Raw genomic sequence first — 19,778 nt, forward strand, 5'->3', positions numbered from 1 at the left:
ATCGGCAAGGTATCGGGCGTTCTTTTTCAATCAACAACTAAAACCTAGCCATTGATAGAAGGATCAACCACAGCAACGGTCGTAGCTTCACCAGCAGTCAAATCCATAGGGAAGTAGTGAGGATTACGCTTGTGCATCACTTCTCTACCTAAGTTAGCCATGAAACACAACTTTTAGGCTCCATTTTTAATGTTAAATATGTTAAGTTCGGATGCTTTACTAATTACCTTTTGTCGTAATCTTTCCGGGGTTAAATTATTGGGATTGCCTCCTGTTTCATTCCATAAGTCAATGCCTAACTTGATTGCATTGGTATCCTTAAAATTTAGATTGAGCTTCCCTACATCATTTAAAGTTGCAAAAGATTGTAACTCCAAGTCAGAAAATCCAGCAGCTTTTCCAACGTAACCGTAGTGAATATTTGACCAGATATCATAATAGAACTCACTCGCGCTATCCCCCCAGACAGGATAAGCATAATCATTGGAACCCTGCAAATTTAACATAGAGTTTAATTTTGGCTTATGATCCCATTCTTGACCATCGCTCACTTTATTTCTCCATAGACCATAAGCCCTGCCTTGAGAATTAGAATTCCACCATTGCTCTTTCAAGTTTTTTATGTCTTTCACATCATTACTTGAAGCATTATTTTTCATCTCTTGGTACATATATTGAATAGTTGTATCACCATCTGCATAATTCAAACCACCACGATTCTTATCCCATCCATTATCCCACGAAAAATCAAAAGATGCAGCACCGTCTTTTTCAAAAACATAAGCCCAGACATAATAATAGCCACTGGTGTTAGGCGTAAAACTATATTCCTTAAAAGTCTTGTAGTTGTCATTATTGTTGTAAGCAAACTCCCATTCATTCATAAAACTATTCCAGTTTTCACCATCTCGACTCACCAATAAATAAAATCCATCATCAGCTTTTACTCGAAACTTATAGGTTTTATTGGCATCAAAGTAAGAGTCGTTCCACATTCCAGCGATGAAATAGTCCGAGCGTCCCGCCGCCACAGATCCGGTTCCCCAGTCTACATTCACACCATTTAATCCATCATTACGCTTGGACAAAGTAGTATCTCCTACTTTATTCCAATTCCAATCCCAAACACCAGTTGTCCATGCTGAGGCTGATGTTTCGACTAAAATAGGCTTTCCATTGGGAGTGATAGTAACTTGGTCATTTTCAGATTTTAAAGCTAAAATATCAGGCTGACTTAAAGTAGTGCCTCGAACCAAAGCTGAAAAGATTTCTCCTTCATCTCCTAAAGCATCGATCGCATTGACACGAGAATCAATGGAATGACCGATTTCTTCAAGAATGACACTAGCGATCGCGTCTGGATTATTGGCATTTGGCAGTAGAAAATCTTCAGAGATGTAAACTGTGTTTGTTAGAAGATCAAAAGCACCTTTATAGCCCTTAATATCCTTGGCTGAAATAATCTCAATAGGAGGTAAAGATTGACTATTAGATAATTTGTGAATTAAAGATGTAGCCGACTCTAAATCAAGTTTTTCTCCAAAAGCGATAGTCATCTTTTCAGAAAAAGTAGGAGCGGTAACAAACTTTTTCAGTTGACCGATAGCCGTTTGTAAGCCTGTGCTTAATATTCCATTAATATCAGGCTCTAAAGAACTACTAGATCGTTTGTTTGAAGCATCACTACTAGCCACAAAATCCGCAAATTTGAAAGAAGGAACATTCGGAACAGGTATTCGAGGAATGTTCGGAATAGGTATTTGACGAATATTGGGCTGCTGAGACAATCCCGTGTTAGCTGGAGTACCTTGAGACGGTGAAGAAACAGGCGAAACAAGTTGTCTTCCTTCTTTTTCACCATAATTAATTAAGTGGTCAAACAACTGCTCTCCTGTTGTCAATCCGGCGGTTCTTAAATCGGGATTCGCCGCAGCATAAAAATTCAAATCAACTTTGGGAGAGAAGAGGCGTTTTTCATTGATGCCATAAGTAATTAAATGGTCAAGTAACTGTTGGGGATTTTTCAAACCGATAGCCGCTAAGTCTGGATTCACGACCACATAAAAATTCAAGTCAACATAAGGCGAAAAGCTCCGCGCTTCATTGACACCAAACTGACGGAACTGGTTCAATAATTGTTCTGGATTTATCAAACCTGCTGCTTGTAAATCAGGATTCATTTTGGAGTAGTAAGCAGCATCAAAAACTTTAGATAGTTCAAACATAATAGGACAATTAATAATTTGAGCGATCACGGTAGGTCTTGCTTCATTCAGCTTAGTTTATTGCACTAAAATATTACAAGTCTAAAAAGTACGATAAAGTCAGTGTTTTTTATAAACTTTTGTAGTAAATTATTGATTTTTATTGTAAAAGTACGGAAAAGTATGATAAATTAAGATCATCTTAAGCTATACTTCAACCAAAACTCAGCCTATGACTACTGAGGAAATGTTACAGTGGGCGGATGATCTGGTATTTACAAAAGCTGCAAAACACCTAGATTCTCTGCAAATGGCTATCCTAGAAGGGGCTTGGCAAGGATTAAAATATGAAGAAATTGCTAAAAAATGCCATCGCAGTAAGTCCCATATTAAAAATATAGCTGCCGAATTATGGCAGACTTTATCAGATATGTTAGGAGAAGATATCAACAAGGTGAATGTTCGCTCTATTTTAGAAAGAAAAGCAGTATCTACGATTTACAATTATGGTAAATCTTCACAGATTGTTAGTAGTAACATTAATAGTCATATCAATATCTGTGGAGGAAAAAGGCAAGATGCAGAAAAGACTAAAGAGCGATCGCCCTTTCCCCCTGAATCTCCCCAAAATCAAGCCCGATCGCCCATAATCGATTTAACAGACGCACCCGAACTCCCTTACTTTTACGATCGCACCTCAGAACTCTCCACCCTCAAACAATGGATTTTACAAGCCCACACCCGCTTAATTACCATCTACGGCTTAAGTGGAATTGGCAAAAGTGCGATCGCCCTCAAACTCATCGAACAAACTCCAACCCAATTTGATTATATTATTTGGTTAAGCCTCACCAACACTCCCACACTTTCAACCCTCCAAACCGAACTCAAGCAATTTTTTGGGCGATCGCAACAACCCCCATTACCCACAATCATCGATTATTTCCGATCTTCTCGCTGTCTAGTCATTCTTGATGACGTACAGAATATTTTTAGTAGCAGTCAATTAGCAGGTCAATATTTAGCAGGCTATGAAGACTATGGCAAATTTTTTAAACAAATTGCTACATCCTCTCATCAGAGTTGTTTAATCCTCCTCAGTTGGGAAAAACCCAAAGAAAGCGCCAATTTAGAAGCCGAAAACCTCTCCACGCGAAGCTTACACCTCCAAGGGTTAGGAGAACAAGCCGCAGAAATTTTTCAACAAAAAGGATTAGTCGATGAGGAAAAATGGTCAGACTTGATCGCCCTTTATCAAGGTCATCCTTCCTGGCTAAATATCATTGCTGCCACTATTTGGGAGTTATTTGATGGTAGCGTTTCCCTGTTTTTATCTGATGTAAATGATTTATTCTTAGGTGACTTAGAACCCATCTTAGAATCTCACCTAAAGCGTTTATCAGACTCAGAAAAAAAGGCGTTATACTGGTTAGCAACTCAAAATGAAACTGTAGATATTTCCCGAAAAACTACTGATAGTGAATTATCCCAATCAGAATTTTGGCAAGCCATACAATCTTTAGCGCGACGCGGCTTAGTGGAAAAAGTGTTAGTAGGAGGGCGATCGATGTTTTTTCTCAATCCCGTCTTCAAAGCATATATTCAGTGCAAGTTAAATCTTATATAAGCTATGGGTAATTTCACCCGATCGCAAAGCAATTAAACCACAGAATTACTCTTTTCTATTCTACAACGATCGCATAAAAGCATTCACCGCATCATATTGGTCTGCCATACGCGAATAAAACTCGATCGATCGCAAATCCAACTCCGGCAAGAGTTCGCTCTTACTCACCAACTCATACCCCGTTGGACGCAAACAATAAACCGAAATTACCCCATATTACCAAAACCAAACCTCCTGCACACCAACCCGACGATAGATTTCCAGCGTATCAATTCCACCACTCGTCACTGTCACAAGGAAGATGTTACCAAAGAACCGTGCATGGCGGAGAACAAAGAACCACCGAAGACACCAGCAACTCCCAACATAGCGACAGTTAAACTGATGAGGGTTATTAGGAAAGCTGATGTAAGGAGAGACAGGGGCGAAAAAAGTCGATCGCTAGGTAGATCGAGATGACAACTTAATTATGCCCGCACCAACTCCAACCGATATCGGTACAAAGCCACAGGATGCCCGCCAGCCGCAAAATAATCCGGGTCTTGCGGCGACAAATAAATCGCCGTCACCTGATCCGCCTCAATTCTTTTACTCGCAGAATCGCCATTTTTCCCGCCTGCAACAACTCGATAAGCCGTTGTAGTTTCCACCTCGTTTAAATAAATATCAGACTCTCCCCGAAAAATCTGCTGAGAAATCTCTGTAGACACAAACTCGCAAGGATTCGGCGTCTCAGTTCCCCGACTGGTAACAATCGAAATTAATTGGCGTTCCCCTTTCAAAACAGTAATTTGGCGGTTGGGATTGGTCGGATCGACTTTCACCGAAAGTACGCCACGATCGCCTAAATAAGCCTGGGCAATATTCAAACCGTTAAAAGTGCGATCGGCTACAATCTTTTGAGCCTTTTTAAATGTATAATTAGAAATTAACCCAATATTTTTTTCAGGTTGAAATCGCACTTTAAATAATACCGGCTGCTGCAAATACTGGCGGTTGCTTTCAAACCCTGGCGTGACAATATTTGGCGCTAAAGGAGCCACTAAATCTACCAAAGTGCTAGCAACATTCCAATTCCCCGCCATCCAGTCTGGATATACCAAATCTCCCTTAGCTACAGCGATAGGAGGCTTGCTTTCCCAATTGGGGAAACTTGATATGCGATCGCCCAAAACCCCCGCCCTCGCACCGCCACCCCACAGCAACACCAGCAAAACCAGACAAAAACCCCAAATTCCCTTCATACCCAATTACATTCAAACAACTAATTTTCTGTCTCTCCTTTCTTTATCTCTTCTCTGCGTTCTCTGCGCCCTCTGCGGTTCATAAATTCACAAATTAGACAACAAACGACTTAAACATCATATTTTATACCCTTCTCAGAAACACGCATCCTGCCTGTTGCACAAAAATAAATGTTCTACTGGTGGGGAGTAGGGGTTGGGCATCCTACCCGCCCCCAATATGCAATTCAAAGATGGAAAAGCCGATTTTTTAAAGCGCCTCAACAGGTGCAGGTTCCCAAACTTCCCCGTATTTTTCCTTCAAGTCGTGCCAATTTTCCACCTGTCCTGGTTCGTATTCCCCCGGCTTTCCCCACTGCAAAAACGCACTCAAAGCAGCCTCATTTTGTTCGTCGAGAAAACGAATTGCATAAGTAGTGAAATTGCCTCTTTTCGCCTCCCCCGTTTCAAACTTCACCTGTTTTATTTTGTCCATATTTAGGTGAAACTCAAATATTTCGGCGTGCATATTGGCATACTTTCCCTTCGGCAACTCCGCATAAAACAGCTTGTGAATGGAACCGCGCACTTCCAGCACAGCCGCGCTGCTAGTCACGATTAAACGCAGGGTTCCCAATTGTTCGCAAGCTTCCAAGAATTCTTTCAGATTAGGCATAATTTAATTGGGGAATTGGGAATTGGGCATGGGGCATTGGGCATTGGGCACTGGGCATTGGGCATGGGGCATGGGGCATGGGGCATTGGGCATGGGGCATTGGGCATTGATTATTGGTAATTAAAAACAACAATAACTAACAACCAACAACTACTCACTAATGACTAATGACTAATGACTAATGACTACTGACTAATGACTAATGACTAATGACTAATGACTACTGACTACTGACTACTGACTACTGACTATGTTTCGTGCAGTTCGTAAGCAGCGACAATCCGCTGCACTAGAGGATGTCGCACCACATCCGCCTGAGAGAATTCGCAGAAAGCAATGCCCTCAACGTTGCGTAGAATGTTTTGGGCGACTGACAATCCCGACTGTTGGTTTGGCGGCAAATCTGTTTGAGTGATATCCCCCGTCACTACCATTCTCGATCGAAAGCCCAGACGAGTCAACACCATCTTCATCTGAGCCGGCGTCGTATTTTGAGCTTCGTCCAAAATTACGAAAGCATTGCTGAGAGTGCGCCCCCGCATATAAGCTAAAGGAGCTACTTCGATCAAGCCTCTTTCCATTAAATCGGCCATTTTTTCAGGGTCGATCATTTCTTGCAGGGCGTCGTAAAGCGGGCGCAAATATGGATCGACTTTTTGCTGCAAATCTCCCGGCAAAAACCCTAATTTTTCGCCAGCTTCCACGGCTGGTCTTGTTAAAATTAGCCGTTCGTACTGCTTGCTCAACAGCGCTTGCACGGCGAAAATAGCTGCTAGAAATGTTTTGCCAGTACCAGCGGGGCCAATGCAAAATGTCAGGTCGTGCGTGCGTACTGCTTGGACGTATTGCCGCTGCTTGAAGGTTTTGGCTCTAATTTCTTCGCCGCGACGGGTTCTGGCGAGAACGTCTCGCTGCAAGTCTTGTAAATCGCCTTGGCGGTTGCTATCCAAAGCTTGGCGCGCCGTCTGGATTTCAACTCCAGTAATATTTTTGCCGGATTTCCAATAGTCGGAGAGCGATCGCACTAATTTATGACACAATTCTACTTGACTTTTTGTGCCCGAAATCAGCAGTTCTTGCCCTCGCATTACCAGGGTAGCACCGGTTTGCTTAGAGATCATTTTCAGGTTTTCTTCTTGATTACCGGCCAGCGACATTGCACTTTGAGTGCTCGGTAACTCTATTGTTAGTTTTTCATTCATGCCAACATAATCTCCTCCAAATAAGCCATTAAAAGTTAACAACTAAACGTTCAACCCGTCACTATTTGCGAACAAAAAGACGCCCGTTACTAGGTTTTACCTAGTATCTAAGGCGTCTTTTAGATTTAGCTCCCAAATGAGTTTGGTGCTTGAGGCACAAATCAAATCTCCCTTCTATTAAGTCAGGCAATTTTAGATTTTAGATTTGAAATTTTAGATTTTAGATTAACCTGATGCCGCTGACATTTGAAATTTAAAATTTTACATTTGTTTCCGATCGCAAAACCGGCAATTTCAAACCAAACGGGGCTTGTAATACAAACTCTCTAACAGGCAATCTAAAATCTAAAATTCTTTCTGGGTTCTGCAGTTAGTTAATAACCGGGAGTATTTCTGCTCGTTCTAAACGTAGGTGTGTTAGTACGGCGAGGTTGTTCTCTCGGAGTTCTGCTAGCCAAGGGACTCGGCGACGGAGGCGGCGTCCGGGGTCGGAAGTCGCCTCGCGGCTCGCGCGAGCCACGATCCGGGCGGTCGCGATCCGGGCGATCGCGATCGCCCCTGGGCGGGCCAGATCCACGATCGCCCGCTTCACCATCGTATATATCTAAGTAGAGGGACTGACCCGCCGTCTGCGCCACCGCTTCGAGCGTAGTTCTAATTGCCTGAATATTGCGTCCGCCCCTACCGTAAACCCGGCCTTTGTCGGGATCTTCAAAAGCAAGCCTAACCCAGACCCGCGATTGGCGCGGGTGCAGTTCGCAATCAACCCGCAAAGAGCCGGGGGTCTCTAAAAAAGGCCCAATTAAAAACTTAACCAGTCCAGCATAGTTGGGACTAGCTGACTGTTGCTGTGCTGGATTCAACGTTAGCTCCGGCTCCGACTTGTTCAAATACATGGGCTTTTCTCAGGATGTCACGCACGGTGTCAGTTGGCTGAGCGCCTTCTTGCAGGCGCTTGACAATCGCTGGAACATCCAGCCTGGTTTCGTTATTTCTGGGGTTGTAATAGCCGAGCTCTTCTAGGGGACGGCCGTCGCGGCGAGTAGAACTGTTCATCGCTACAATCCGGTAGCTTGTCTCGCGTTTTTTTCCGTATCTCTTCAATCGCAGTTTGATCATCTTCTTGCACAATAGTCTTGTTCCAATTCTAAGCTATTTTGTCAGTGCTCCTTCCTCGAACCCCAACTCAACCCCTATTTCTTAACCTCCGACCAAAATATCGCTACGATTTGCTGCCCCCAAGGCAGGTCTGGCGCCGTCAATGTGCGGTGTAATTGCTACTGGCAAAATCGATGCTGTTCCCCACTGCTGCACCAATTTTTGCAAAAATATATCTTGCTGTGCTCTCAAAGAGTCCCAATCGGTGCCGCGATTAATAATTGCAAACCACACTAAACCCCGATCGCGCGTGGGTATCGCTCCAGCCAAAGCAATCACCGTGTCCAAAGTACCAGTTTTCACCACAGCCGATCGCGGAATGTGTCGGTATTCCAAAGTTCCTCGATCGCGCCCGGACACCGGAAACAAGTCAGCAATCGTCAGCCCAGTAGTCTGAAGGTTACGCGCGAGCGCCTGCATCATCCCACAAGCCGCCCTCGGAGACATCTGATTTTCCACTCCCAATCCCGAACCGTTAACTAATTGAACTTCCTCCTGCGGCACCCCCGCAGCCCAAGTCGCTTGCTGCTGCACTATTTTTGCCCCGCCCAAATCGTCGGCCAGCATCTGAGCTATTTCATTGTCGCTGTGGACGTTCATCTGCTTGAGAATTTCGGCTAAAGGGAGCGATCGGCGCTTCAGCAGCAAACGCCCCGAACTCACAAATTTCTCAGCAATGACGCTGCCGGCAACCGTTACTTGCGGCTTTCTAGTTCCCGGAGCCATCTTAGAATACATTGCCACCACGTCCTGCGACCAACTGCGACCCTCAAGAGCTTGCCGCAGTATCTCCCCCGCCACCAAAGGATCGGACTCGTAATTCATGCGGAAATTGCCTGTCACCACCAAATTTCCCGCCACACGCTCGATACCCATTTGATTGAGAGCATTGCCCACGGCGATCGCCTCCTCCCACACAAACAGCGGATCGCCCCCGCCGCTGACCACCAAATCTCCCTGCAATACACCATTGCTAATGGGCCCCGTTGCTCGGAACCGCGTTTCAAATTGATAATCCGGGCCCCAAGTCTCCAGCGACGCCAGAGAAGTCGCAATCTTAGTCAGCGAAGCCCCAGGCATCAGCGTCTTGCCCTGCTGACTTACCAGCGGCACCATTCCCGCTTGCACCCAAATTCCCTGATTCCCATCAATCAGGTTCTTGTCTTTCAAATCTTTTAAATATTCCCGCACCGTCGCTTCTGCGGGCAAGTCTGGATTTGCCGCATTTATTCCCCCAAAAGCCAAATCTTCGGCCACCACTAACCCGGGTATCCCTCCCCGCCAAGCCAGCACTGACGCAGCATTAGGCGCGGCACTGCCTACCCCAGCCATGTCGAGCCACAGAGACATCATCCCTGAGCTAAATAAATCCAGCATTTTTTACTCCTAAAGTCAATCGATATTAGATTTTAGATTTGAGATTTCAGATGGAAGAAAGCGCTCCCACTGATAAATCCGGGGGCAAGTGATGAGGATGGGGAGCTTTTTTTTCGCTCCACGGATGAATCCGGCGTTCCCGGACTAAAGTGCTTGCGGCCATGTAAACTATTTCATTGATTTTTTCAATATGCCGTCAAAAATAGTAAAGTAGTGACAAAACAAGTTCTATCAGAGTAGCCGGAAATAAGAATTGTCCGCTCACTAGGGCGAGGGGATTTTAGTTCTTTATTCAGACTTGTGGATTCAAGCTCCTGACCGAAAGACGAGCCCGCCGGGCCCCTGGCTTTAGACATGGGGATAAGTCGGTAGCGGTTTCAACCGCCGTGTATAATCAGCACAAGCGAAAAGTGAGTAGGAATAACATAAGAGCGCATTGAAGTACCCTAGTATGGAGCAATCCCAGCAACGGACAGATCCAACTAGATTTGGAATAGTTAAAGGGCAAATAATGGCAGGGTATGGAGCGTTCAAACTTAAACATACGAAGGACTCAGAAAGTATACGCAATCTCAGCTTTAAGCTGTTTGAGTGAGTAGAGGGATACTTGAATGTCCCGTTGTCGCCTTGATTGGTGGGCAAGAATCCCCCGGCTTTAGACGTGGGGAGGTTCAATTCCTGGTAGAATTTTTAGTGTTTCTCAAACATTGGTCAATGGGATCGACACGCGCAAGAATTGCGATAGACGCTATGGGTGGGGATCATGCCCCCGCCGAAGTTGTAGCTGGAGCGCTTAAGGCACAAGAAGAATTAGGCGTAGAGATTTTGCTTGTGGGCGACCCACAGCAAATAGAAGACTCGCTCCGGCAACAAGACGCGATCGGCCGCGTCTCTACAGGTCAGCTAGAAATCGTTCCTTCTGAAGGAGCGATCGAAATGCACGAAGAACCTTTGAGTGCCCTCAAACGCAAGCCCAACGCTTCGATTAACGTAGCGATGAACTTGGTAAAGCAGCAGCAAGCTGATGCTGTGGTGTCAGCCGGTCACTCCGGCGCGGCAATGGCTGCTGCCCTGCTCAGGTTGGGCCGGCTCCCCGGAATCGATCGCCCTGCGATCGGTGCGGTTTTGCCGACAATGATACCGGGCAGCGCTGTACTCATTCTCGATGTCGGCGCTAATGTGGACTGCCGCCCCAAATTTTTGGAGCAGTTCGCTCTTATGGGAACTATTTACAGCCAGTGCGTGCTGGGCGTCGCCGAACCTAAAATCGGCCTGCTCAACATTGGCGAAGAACCTTCTAAAGGCAACGACGCAGCCGTGCGAACCCACCAGTTATTGGTGGACAACCCGAACATTCCTTTTGTGGGCAATGCCGAAGGCCGCGACGTGCTGTCGGGGAAATTCGACGTGATTGTCTGCGACGGGTTTGTCGGTAACGTGTTGTTGAAGTTTGCGGAAGCAGTGGGCGAAGTCGTAGTCCAGGTGCTTAAGGAAGAGTTGGTCAAAGGACTCCAACATCAAATTAACGACCCTATGCTGCAAAAAAGCTTGCAAGGATTTAAGCAGCGGGTAGACCACGTTGAACACGGCGGCGGTTTGCTATTGGGCGTTGCTGGAGTTTGCATTATCAGCCACGGTTCGTCTCAAGCTGGCTCGATTTTCAATGCCATTCGTTTGGCGAAGGAGGCTATTGACAACCAAGTGCTGGAGCGAATTCGATCGTCCAACAACCAAAGCGCTCTGGAACAAGAAGCTGTGAATTAGAGGCAGTAAGTAGGAATTAAAAATTAAAAATGTAAAATTAAAAATGTCAGCTTAAACCAACTGTTTTGCTTAAAAAAAAGTAATTTCAGCAGTTTAAAAAATAATTTTAATTGGTAGTTTTTAATTTTTAATTTCTCGATCGAACAGCGAGTAAATGGAGAGGAATGTTGCAGCAATCAGGGTACGGCATTGCCGTCACAGGTAGCGGTTCTTGTACACCGCAGGTTTCGCTGGATAATAACGGTTTGAGTCAGATTGTAGAAACGAATGACGAGTGGATTAGCGCGCGGACGGGCATTCGCTCCCGCAGGCTGGCGGACACTCGCACTTCTTTGTGCGATTTAGCGTCCGAGGCATCGCTTCAGGCGATCGCAATGGCAGAAATTTCGCCGACAGATATCGATTTAATTATTTTGGCGACTTCCAGTCCTGACGATTTGTTTGGCACGGCCAGTAAAATTCAATATCAGTTGGGCGCGACAAAAGCTGTGGCTTTTGATTTGACAGCAGCTTGTTCGGGCTTTATTTTTGGTTTAGTGACAGCCTCGCAGTTCATTCGGACAGGGGTTTATCAAAATGTTTTGCTGATCGGAGCAGATATTTTGTCTCGCTGGGTGAATTGGTCGGATCGGGGTACTTGCATTCTATTTGGAGACGGTGCAGGTGCGGTAGTATTGCAAGCTTCAGAAGTCGATCACTTTTTGGGATTTGAAATTCGCAGCGACGGCACGCAAAATTCGTCTCTCAATTTGGCTTACAAAGCCGAGTCAAAAGAATTAATTGAGGGCGTCAGCGTCGGAGTTGGCGGATTTGAACCTATCACAATGAATGGTCAAGAAATCTATCGCTTTGCCGTGAGAAAAGTGCCGGAAGTCATAGAAAAAGCTATGTTTCGGGCAAATATTAGCGCTGCTGAAATAGACTGGCTGTTGTTGCACCAAGCCAATCAGCGGATTCTCGATGCAGTTGCCCAAAGGCTAAAGATTCCCCCCGAAAAAGTAATCAGCAATTTGGCGAATTACGGCAATACCTCAGCGGCTTCAATTCCCCTTGCCTTAGACGAAGCCGTGCGTCTGGGTAAAGTTAAAGCGGGCGATACTATTGCTGCTGCTGGTTTCGGTGCAGGTTTGAGTTGGGGGGCGGCGATTTTTCAATGGGGAAGGTAATATTTGGCAGCCGGCTGTAAACTTGCTCCGGTTATTGTCGGGACTTCGATCGAGTAAAATACAAATCCTTTAACACGCCATACATAGGGCAAGGTTCGCAGCGGTGCACCACCCGGACAGCAGTTATTGACAAGCGCGTGCTGAAATGGAAAATCCTCTATTCTTCGATCGACTTTCCCCGGCTTAAAGGTTGAAAATTGTGCTACGCCTATTAATCAAATTAAAGTAGCAAAAAAAAATAAACCTGGTAAAAATCGCAGTTAGATGTTAGAATTATGAGTCGCGAGTAGATAGTTCGTTAACCGAAAGATAGCGGATACCAGCGAGCGAACTTAGAAGCGGGAAAGAAAGAATTTTTGCAATCACCAATTAGCAACCACCAATTAGCAGATTACCGGAAAAATGACTAAAACAGCATGGGTATTTCCCGGACAAGGTTCCCAGGCGATCGGGATGGGTGCAGACTTATTAAACTTGCCAACAGCCAAAGCCAAATTTGAGCTCGCTAAAGAAATTTTAGGTTGGTCTGTCCCGGAAGTTTGCCAAAAAGAAGAAGCACAACTATCTCGGACTCTCTACACTCAGCCTTGCTTGTTCGTAGTAGAAAGTATTTTGACCGACTTAATGCGAGAAAAAAGCGATCGACCAGCGGTAGTTGCCGGTCACAGTTTAGGAGAATATGTTGCCCTCTACGCAGCAGGCGTCTTTGACTTTGAAACCGGATTGCGCTTAGTCAAACGTCGCGCCGAACTCATGGACACTGCCTCCGGCGGGCAAATGGTGGCTTTGATCGGGTTCGACAGGCAGGAACTAGAACTGCAAATTCAATACAGCCGAGACGTAGTGCTGGCCAACGACAACAGCGAAGCACAAGTCGTGATTTCTGGAACGCCCGCAGCAGTAGAAGATTTGCTTGCCAAAATCAAAGTCAAACGCGCTGTTAAATTGAATGTTTCCGGTGCGTTTCACTCTCCCCTGATGGCATCAGTGGCTGCAGAGTTTCAACTAGCGTTAAAGTCTGCAAGGTTTTCCGATGCTAAAATGCTGGTGCTCTCGAACGCAGAACCGTCAGCCACTACCAGCGCAGCCACTTTAAAGCAGCGGTTGACTCAGCAGATGACCAAAGGCGTGCGCTGGCGTGAAATTTCCCTGCAATTGCCACAACAAGGAATCGATCGCGTAGTGGAAATTGGCCCCGGCAAAGTTCTCACAGGTTTGATCAAACGGACTTGTCCCGATTTAGCGCTGGTAAATGTTAGCAGTTTTGCAGATTTGCCCACTTAATCTATTTTTAACCTGTTATTCAACGGCAGGTTATAAAATTGAGAGTTAACAGGCCTGAAGATTGCCCAAAAACAAATAGCACAACAGGCAAATCCGCATATTGCCTGTTGTACAAATTGGGATAGACGATCGAGACAGTTAGAAAATATTAATCAAAAATCGAGAAATCGATCGACCTGACGGGGCAGGGCTGTTTCATTCGACCTAGGGGTCGTGCCAAGAGTGCCGGCCCTCTTGGTGTGACCTGCCGATTGAATGGTCTAGGGCGGGGTTATGCACTCTTGGCACTACATACAAGAGTCAAAATTCATGTTGTTGGTGAGAATGAAACAGCCATGCCTGATGGGGCGATCGACAAATCCTGATTTGACACTCCCCGGCTATCAGGCGTGGGGATTCTTGGTTCTGGCGACATACCTTAAAACTATCTATCCTCGCGGCAGTTCTTAAACCAAATATCCGTTCAAATGAACCAAATATCGAGCCTAATTTAGTTAGTCCCAGAGGGTTTTATCTCCCCAAGCGTTCGAGAATTACTTCTCACGTTTCCGTATGCCCTACGGTACGTTTTTAACTTCCAAGAATTTACTTTTCTGGTTTTGGCTTATGTTAGTTAGCCTAGCTGTGTTTTTCGTGGTGTTCGCCACCCACTAACCATTATTGTTTTCCGACCAGTCGTTTGAGCTTGGTGTCTCATGTGTATCGGCGGTTATTCTACCTGTGGTATAGTATCATTATACAACTATTTAAAATACAATGCAGTGAAATAAAATGCAGTGAAATTTGAAAAATAGATATTGACGCAACTAAACGATTATAACAAAAGTCGGCAATCAATTAAAACCGTCCTATAAGGACGGGGCTTTTACCCAAATTTCTGGTAAACTAGGCGTAAAAACCAAGCTTATCTGGATGTTTATATGAAAAAAGTCCTTTACTGGTTGATGGGCGACAAGGCAGGCAGAACCATAGTAGGTGCCTGGAATTGGATGTGGGGACTGCCCGTGGAATCCGGCGGCCAGGTGTCGGTGGCGGTAGCCGAAGAGTCACTGCGATCGATGCAAGAATCAGTGCAAAAGCTAGCAGCAGCAGTCTCCACCCAAGTTGCAGCCTACCAGCGCGCCAAAACTAAATATGAAGAAAAAGTTAGGGAAATGCAAACCGTAGAGCGCCAAGCCATCACAGCCCAGCGCAACGGCAACGAAGAAGCAGCCCGCTTGGCAATGGCGAAGGTAATTCAGACAGAACAAATTCTGCCGCAATTAGAATCCCAAGTAAAACAAGCCGAACAATACGTCAACGCTTCCAAAGACAAGCTAAATCGAGAACGGATGAAGCTGGAAGCTTACAAAACCGATATGCAAAATATGAAAGATATGGCCGAGATTAACGAAGCCCTCGGAGCCATATCCAAAGTCAACAACGACCTCAGTATAGATTCAGCTCGATCGCAGTTTGAGCAAGCCAAAAATGCCGTCCACGGCCGCCACCTCAAACAGCAAGCTTTAGCAGAAATATCTGAGAATCCCCAAGAAAGACTTCAGGCAGAATTAGACAATATGACCTTAGACGATGAAGTTAATCGCAGGCTACAAATGTTAGACGACTCCAACAACAAAGAACTTCCCAGCTAAGGACAATTTTATGGCTAAGAGCGGGCCTCCCCCCATAGTTTTTATCCTGTTATTTCTCTTGCTAGCCGGTGGTGGCTGGTTCTTTTTTCTCAACAAACCAGCATCGCAAGATGTTAGTAACAATCCCCCCACTCCCACACCCGCAGGCGATGGCGTCCCACTTCCCGTCGCGCCAGTAGTGGGCGGTGCTGCTTCGCCTGTTGCAGCTACTTCCTTTGCGCTTCCAGCTTCCGTACCTGCGGGCACGGCGGTGAGAATTGACGGTTCCACCAGCATGGTGACAATCAATCAGAACCTCAAGAACGGCTTTCAAGGCAAATTTTCGGGCACGAGAGTCGATACCAAAGCGAACGGTTCTGAAAAAGGAATTCAGGATTTGGTGGCGGGAACAGCCGATATTGCAGCGGTATCGCGACCTTTGACGGCTCAAGAACAAGGTCAGGGTTTGGCTGCTGTGCCTGTTGCCCTAGATACGATCGCCCCTGTAGTTGGCATTAACAACCCGTTTAAAGGAGGTTTAACCTCCGCTCAAGTTCAAGATATCTTCAAGGGAAATGTTCAAGACTGGTCGAAAGTCGGCGGCCCGGCAGGCCCGATTAAAGTGATAAATCGACCCGAAGTTAGTGGCACTCACCAAACGTTTAAAGAAGAAGTGCTCGGAGGTGGCGAGTTTGGGACTGCGCCAAATATTACCACGCTCGATCGAGATGCTACAACTCCCCTGCTGCAAGCTTTAGGCAACAACGGCATTGGCTATGCGACTTTCGCTCAAGTAGCCAATCAGAGAACAGTGCGCGTTGTTCCCGTTAACGGTGCGACGCCGGATGCGGGTAACTATCCTTACAAACGGCAGTTGTACTACGCCTACAAAAATCCTCCTAGCCAAGCAGTTAAGGATTTCTTGGGCTACGCGACTTCTTCGGAAGGACAGAAAGCTATGCTGGCCGGAAATTGAGCCTTTGTAAAGAATTCGCCAGAATAAATTCTGGCGCTACACAAGCTTGCAAAGCGGTTTCAACCGCCCAATCATCTAACAGCACGACACGCATAAACACGGATACACTGATGATAGTCAACTTAGCCAATTAGCTAAACAGTCCGATCGCTGGGCCTATCCGTGTATCCGTGTCAAAATCCGTGTAGTGCTACTTTTTTGATTGCTGAACTGATAGGCTAATATTCGATGTAATTTAAAATTTAAGGTTTTTCTGTGAGCAAAAGTCGCGAACCCGTCGAAAGTTTACTTCTCTACTATTTATTCAAATGGTCAATTGTCAGCCCGATGCTGCACCTATACTTTCGGGGCCGCATCTACGGTGCAGAAAATGTTCCGACAGAAGGGCCGCTGGTGGTAGTCAGCAATCACGCCAGCGATTTTGACCCGCCGATTTTGTCTAATTGCATGAGGCGGCCCGTCGCATTTATGGCAAAGGAAGAGTTATTTAAAGTTCCTATTTTGAAGCAGGCAATTACGCTTTACGGTGCTTATCCAGTTAAGCGGGAAAGTGCCGATCGCAGTGCAATTCGATCGGCTATCAACTCTTTGGAAAATGGCTGGGCGACAGGTGTATTTTTGCAGGGAACTCGCACGCCAGACGGCAGAATTACTGAACCGAAACTAGGTGCGGCGCTGATAGCTGCTAAGGCAAAAGCGCCGCTGTTACCTGTTAGTTTGTGGGGAACTCACGCGATTTCGTCGAAAGGTTCGGGAATGCCGCGTCCGGTGCCGCTGACGGTGCGAATTGGCAAGCTAATTGAAGCGCCCGGTTCCTCGGATCGCGAGGAGTTGCAAGCGTTGACTCAAAGATGTGCGATCGAGATTAATGCGATGCACGATTTGGGTCGCTGATTTTATAACTTTTGTTGCGGTTTTTCAGGTTATATCTACAGATAGATGAATGCTGAAGATAAACATCGAAAAATATCAATATAAGTGATTGAAAACAAGCGCAATAATTAGGCTTGAATTTGAGTTTAATTTTACAGGGGATAAGAAGAAAGATATGGTAACAAGCAATCAAACCCGCGCGTTGGGATTGTTTTCTAACCGCGAAGATGCCGAGCAAGCTCTGACAGAATTGAAATCTTCCGGGTTTCCAATGGATAAAGTTTCGGTTGTTGCTAGGGATGCAGGTGAGTCTGTAGGCGATACTCAAACTAGCACTCAGGTGGGCGAGAAAAATCTAGACACAGGATCAGCAGTGGTTGGAGAAACTCTGACAAATAGTGCTTTAGCCAGCTTCCTAGTTGGTCTCGGAAGTTTAGCTATTCCCGGAATCGGGCCGATGATTGCAGCGGGGACTTTCGGCGCCTCACTGGTGGCTACCGTAGCAAGCACTGGCGTCGCGGCTGCGAATTTCGGTGGAGTGGTGAAAGCCTTGACTGACTTGGGAATTCCCGAAGAAACAGCTAGAATTTACACCGATCGCCTGCGGGCCGGCGATTATTTGGTGGTAGTAGATGGCGCTGAGGATGATATTAGTCGGGCTCAAGGGGTTTTCAGCAGTCGGGGCATCCAAAATTGGGGCGTTTTTTAAACAGGAATTGTGCACTAAGTCTATCCCTAGGGCGATGCACACCTCACCATTGGTGAGAACAATCAGCTCAAATTTAGTACCCGACTTTTGTGTAAAAATTAGCGCATCGATCCCCCCTAACTTAAAAAGGGGGGAACCGGAAACGGTGTTTCTTCCCCCGGAAAGGGGATTGATCTCCGGCTAAAACCCCGACCGAGACCGGGTTTTAGTCTTAAGTTGGCATTAATTCATTGCCCACCCCCTCCCTACAAGTAAATTATTGATTTTTAGGGCTCATCTTTTGATGTTGAGGCGGTGACATAAGCGACAGCTAAAGGCGAAATTTTTTCTGTAACTGCTGCGATAACTTGGCGCTCGAAGTCAGTCCAAACTCTGGGGCGATCGAACATACAAGGCTGCAAAACCCCCCACAATAAGCCGTCAGCACAAAGGTGAGCGTGAATCAAAGCTCGATGTCCGAACTCTTTTGCCTCAAAATTTTTGTTGACTACTTCAGGATTTGCTGTTTCAACATCCTCAACAAAAATCGAAGGTTCAGTTCGCAAAGCTGCTGCAAACAAAGGGTCTTCTTCCCCTAAAGATTCTGGTTCTTTTTTCCATTCCGCGTCCCCAATCTCTGGAAAGTTCGAGTTGCGACGCCAGCAGTAAGGTACTCTGCCTCTTTGCGTTTCAGGATTGCGGAGGTAGAGAAAGACCCGATCGCAATTTAACACCTCGCCTAAAGCCGGCACCAAAGCCGAAAAAACAGCATCCGGCGTTTTGCTGTCACTCAAAATTTTATCCAGAACTTGCGGCAGAATTTGGTCGGTCATTAACTTTAGCTTTTGAAGTTCATCTATTAATTTTAAACTACTCCTTCTCTTCTCTTCTCTTCTTTTACGAATTTGTCATCAGCGTCTTCGCGGTTCGTTAAATCGCTAGAGGAGACAAGTTTTAAAACCAGAGGGAATGGAAAAAAATTAAAACTTGCTCAATGCTTTCCTTTGTTTATTCCATTCGGGCTTGGCTGAAGTTAGCACCTGTATAACCGGTGGTCAGCCAAAGAATAGCCCTAGCGCCGTCGCGAACAGCTTTTTCCATTGGTTCGGGGGTTCGCCCAGACGGAACTGCCACAGGCTTAAAACTAATGCCTCGACTACCGAGTACGATTTCGCCGATAATCTGAGCTCGCCGCATATGATCGTCAGAAGTGATCAGATACACGCTCTCAATCCCTCTAGCTTTCAATTCATCTACCAGGGTGGTAAAATTTGTTACCGTATCCACTGCTCTGTAGTCTAAGTGCACGCGATCGGACTCAATTCCCGCTTCTGAAAACACCCATTCCGCGAACTCAGGATTGCTGCCAGACGACACCCAAATTGGCAATTCAGGGTGATCCAGAGCAAATTTGGCCGCAAACACCTCTCGCTCAATAGCCCCACCTAGAACTAACACAGCTTGGGGTCTCTGAGATTCGCTCTTAAGCTGCTGGTAGCCCAACCAAAACGCCATCAAAAGCCCTACTAGGAACCAAAAACTGCGTGAAGTATTCAAAGGCTGGTAACGCCGCGTGTTTGAATTGATTCTTAACCACATCTAAACCTATAAAAATTTTATGTAACTCACAAAGGAACCATAGCAAAAAATACCGCACGTATAGCCCACTAACAGGAATTAAAAATTAAAACTTAAAACAGGGTCTGGGGATCATAGGATTTTAGATTTTAGATTTTAGATTTTAGATTGACTCTACGCTTATGTTGGGGCTTAAACGGGGGATTTTAGATTTTAGATTTCAGATGGACTCTAGAGAGAGAGGTTCTGCGTAAGTCCTCGTCTTCCAGCAAGTATTCGTCTGTGGGCGAATTCGTTAGCGGATATGCAAAAAAGAGAGGCAAAACTTAGGCTTACCCCTCCTGCTGTTAATTTTTCTTGATTTTTAAC

General features: G+C 45.8%; 17 protein-coding genes. 8 read left to right on the plus strand and 9 right to left on the minus strand.

Annotated elements, in window-relative coordinates; all coding sequences use genetic code 11:
* Nucleotides 1-173 precede the first annotated feature (173 nt).
* Complete coding sequence (locus QUB04_RS06470) at nt 174-2,255, minus strand: polymorphic toxin type 44 domain-containing protein (protein WP_333282391.1); 2,082 nt, start codon at nt 2,253-2,255, stop codon at nt 174-176.
* A 181-nt stretch (nt 2,256-2,436) separates the two neighbouring features.
* Between QUB04_RS06470 and QUB04_RS06475 the strand changes: the two genes are divergently transcribed.
* Nucleotides 2,437-3,831: an ATP-binding protein gene (locus tag QUB04_RS06475; protein ID WP_333282394.1), complete on the plus strand. Its 1,395-nt coding sequence runs from the start codon at nt 2,437-2,439 to the stop codon at nt 3,829-3,831.
* A 467-nt stretch (nt 3,832-4,298) separates the two neighbouring features.
* Here the strand turns inward: QUB04_RS06475 and QUB04_RS06480 are convergent, their stop codons facing one another.
* The 6 genes from QUB04_RS06480 to QUB04_RS06505 form a co-directional block, all read right to left on the minus strand.
* Nucleotides 4,299-5,075 (minus strand): DUF6816 family protein, encoded by a 777-nt coding sequence (locus QUB04_RS06480; RefSeq protein ID WP_333282397.1) that lies wholly within the window; start codon nt 5,073-5,075, stop codon nt 4,299-4,301.
* Nucleotides 5,076-5,325: 250 nt separating this feature from the next.
* The gene (locus tag QUB04_RS06485) at nt 5,326-5,730 is read right to left on the minus strand and encodes a ChuX/HutX family heme-like substrate-binding protein (protein WP_333157197.1); all 405 of its coding nucleotides are present in this window, start codon (nt 5,728-5,730) and stop codon (nt 5,326-5,328) included.
* 248 nt (nt 5,731-5,978) lie between these two features.
* Nucleotides 5,979-6,932: a PhoH family protein gene (locus tag QUB04_RS06490; RefSeq protein WP_333057402.1), complete on the minus strand. Its 954-nt coding sequence runs from the start codon at nt 6,930-6,932 to the stop codon at nt 5,979-5,981.
* A gap of 374 nt (nt 6,933-7,306) precedes the next feature.
* Nucleotides 7,307-7,828: a KH domain-containing protein gene (locus QUB04_RS06495; protein ID WP_333282400.1), complete on the minus strand. Its 522-nt coding sequence runs from the start codon at nt 7,826-7,828 to the stop codon at nt 7,307-7,309.
* Nucleotides 7,767-8,051 carry a 30S ribosomal protein S16 gene (gene rpsP, locus QUB04_RS06500; RefSeq protein WP_006633724.1) on the minus strand — a complete coding sequence of 95 codons (285 nt, stop codon included), beginning with the start codon at nt 8,049-8,051 and terminating at the stop codon, nt 7,767-7,769. The genes QUB04_RS06495 and rpsP overlap by 62 nt, the downstream gene beginning before the upstream one ends.
* A gap of 81 nt (nt 8,052-8,132) precedes the next feature.
* Nucleotides 8,133-9,467, minus strand: a complete 1,335-nt coding sequence (locus QUB04_RS06505; RefSeq protein ID WP_333282403.1) for a D-alanyl-D-alanine carboxypeptidase — start codon at nt 9,465-9,467, stop codon at nt 8,133-8,135.
* 714 nt (nt 9,468-10,181) lie between these two features.
* Between QUB04_RS06505 and plsX the strand changes: the two genes are divergently transcribed.
* From plsX to QUB04_RS06540, 7 genes are all read left to right on the plus strand, one after another.
* Nucleotides 10,182-11,231, plus strand: a complete 1,050-nt coding sequence (gene plsX, locus QUB04_RS06510; protein WP_333282406.1) for a phosphate acyltransferase PlsX — start codon at nt 10,182-10,184, stop codon at nt 11,229-11,231.
* Nucleotides 11,232-11,395: 164 nt separating this feature from the next.
* Nucleotides 11,396-12,397, plus strand: coding sequence for a beta-ketoacyl-ACP synthase III (locus tag QUB04_RS06515; RefSeq protein WP_333282409.1), 1,002 nt, complete (start codon nt 11,396-11,398; stop codon nt 12,395-12,397).
* A 402-nt stretch (nt 12,398-12,799) separates the two neighbouring features.
* Nucleotides 12,800-13,681 (plus strand): ACP S-malonyltransferase, encoded by an 882-nt coding sequence (fabD, locus tag QUB04_RS06520; protein ID WP_333282412.1) that lies wholly within the window; start codon nt 12,800-12,802, stop codon nt 13,679-13,681.
* A gap of 920 nt (nt 13,682-14,601) precedes the next feature.
* The gene (locus QUB04_RS06525; RefSeq protein ID WP_333282415.1) at nt 14,602-15,315 is read left to right on the plus strand and encodes a PspA/IM30 family protein; all 714 of its coding nucleotides are present in this window, start codon (nt 14,602-14,604) and stop codon (nt 15,313-15,315) included.
* 10 nt (nt 15,316-15,325) lie between these two features.
* Entirely contained in the window at nt 15,326-16,270 is a 945-nt protein-coding gene (locus QUB04_RS06530) for a phosphate ABC transporter substrate-binding protein (protein WP_333282418.1), read from the plus strand.
* 255 nt (nt 16,271-16,525) lie between these two features.
* Nucleotides 16,526-17,164 carry a lysophospholipid acyltransferase family protein gene (locus QUB04_RS06535; RefSeq protein ID WP_333245199.1) on the plus strand — a complete coding sequence of 213 codons (639 nt, stop codon included), beginning with the start codon at nt 16,526-16,528 and terminating at the stop codon, nt 17,162-17,164.
* A gap of 154 nt (nt 17,165-17,318) precedes the next feature.
* On the plus strand, nt 17,319-17,852 hold the full coding sequence (locus QUB04_RS06540; protein ID WP_333139247.1) for a hypothetical protein: 534 nt from the start codon (nt 17,319-17,321) through the stop codon (nt 17,850-17,852).
* A 266-nt stretch (nt 17,853-18,118) separates the two neighbouring features.
* Here the strand turns inward: QUB04_RS06540 and QUB04_RS06545 are convergent, their stop codons facing one another.
* Nucleotides 18,119-18,664 carry a GAF domain-containing protein gene (locus QUB04_RS06545; protein ID WP_333282421.1) on the minus strand — a complete coding sequence of 182 codons (546 nt, stop codon included), beginning with the start codon at nt 18,662-18,664 and terminating at the stop codon, nt 18,119-18,121.
* Nucleotides 18,665-18,839: 175 nt separating this feature from the next.
* Nucleotides 18,840-19,430, minus strand: coding sequence for a YdcF family protein (locus QUB04_RS06550; protein WP_333282424.1), 591 nt, complete (start codon nt 19,428-19,430; stop codon nt 18,840-18,842).
* Nucleotides 19,431-19,778: the final 348 nt, after the last annotated feature.

The organism is Microcoleus sp. D2_18a_B4 (genome assembly GCF_036702475.1).
GTDB lineage: Bacteria > Cyanobacteriota > Cyanobacteriia > Cyanobacteriales > Microcoleaceae > Microcoleus.

Excerpts from the sequence above, each read along its gene's own strand:
- rpsP (WP_006633724.1), bottom strand. The coding sequence starts at position 8,051 with ATGATCAAACTGCGATTGAAGAGATACGGAAAAAAACGCGAGACAAGC.
- QUB04_RS06490 (WP_333057402.1), bottom strand. The coding sequence starts at position 6,932 with ATGAATGAAAAACTAACAATAGAGTTACCGAGCACTCAAAGTGCAATG.
- QUB04_RS06475 (WP_333282394.1), top strand. The coding sequence starts at position 2,437 with ATGACTACTGAGGAAATGTTACAGTGGGCGGATGATCTGGTATTTACA.
- QUB04_RS06540 (WP_333139247.1), top strand. The coding sequence starts at position 17,319 with ATGGTAACAAGCAATCAAACCCGCGCGTTGGGATTGTTTTCTAACCGC.
- QUB04_RS06550 (WP_333282424.1), bottom strand. The coding sequence starts at position 19,430 with ATGTGGTTAAGAATCAATTCAAACACGCGGCGTTACCAGCCTTTGAAT.
- plsX (WP_333282406.1), top strand. The coding sequence starts at position 10,182 with ATGGGATCGACACGCGCAAGAATTGCGATAGACGCTATGGGTGGGGAT.
- QUB04_RS06530 (WP_333282418.1), top strand. The coding sequence starts at position 15,326 with ATGGCTAAGAGCGGGCCTCCCCCCATAGTTTTTATCCTGTTATTTCTC.
- QUB04_RS06525 (WP_333282415.1), top strand. The coding sequence starts at position 14,602 with ATGAAAAAAGTCCTTTACTGGTTGATGGGCGACAAGGCAGGCAGAACC.
- QUB04_RS06545 (WP_333282421.1), bottom strand. The coding sequence starts at position 18,664 with ATGACCGACCAAATTCTGCCGCAAGTTCTGGATAAAATTTTGAGTGAC.
- QUB04_RS06480 (WP_333282397.1), bottom strand. The coding sequence starts at position 5,075 with ATGAAGGGAATTTGGGGTTTTTGTCTGGTTTTGCTGGTGTTGCTGTGG.
- QUB04_RS06505 (WP_333282403.1), bottom strand. The coding sequence starts at position 9,467 with ATGCTGGATTTATTTAGCTCAGGGATGATGTCTCTGTGGCTCGACATG.
- QUB04_RS06485 (WP_333157197.1), bottom strand. The coding sequence starts at position 5,730 with ATGCCTAATCTGAAAGAATTCTTGGAAGCTTGCGAACAATTGGGAACC.
- fabD (WP_333282412.1), top strand. The coding sequence starts at position 12,800 with ATGACTAAAACAGCATGGGTATTTCCCGGACAAGGTTCCCAGGCGATC.
- QUB04_RS06495 (WP_333282400.1), bottom strand. The coding sequence starts at position 7,828 with ATGTATTTGAACAAGTCGGAGCCGGAGCTAACGTTGAATCCAGCACAG.
- QUB04_RS06515 (WP_333282409.1), top strand. The coding sequence starts at position 11,396 with ATGTTGCAGCAATCAGGGTACGGCATTGCCGTCACAGGTAGCGGTTCT.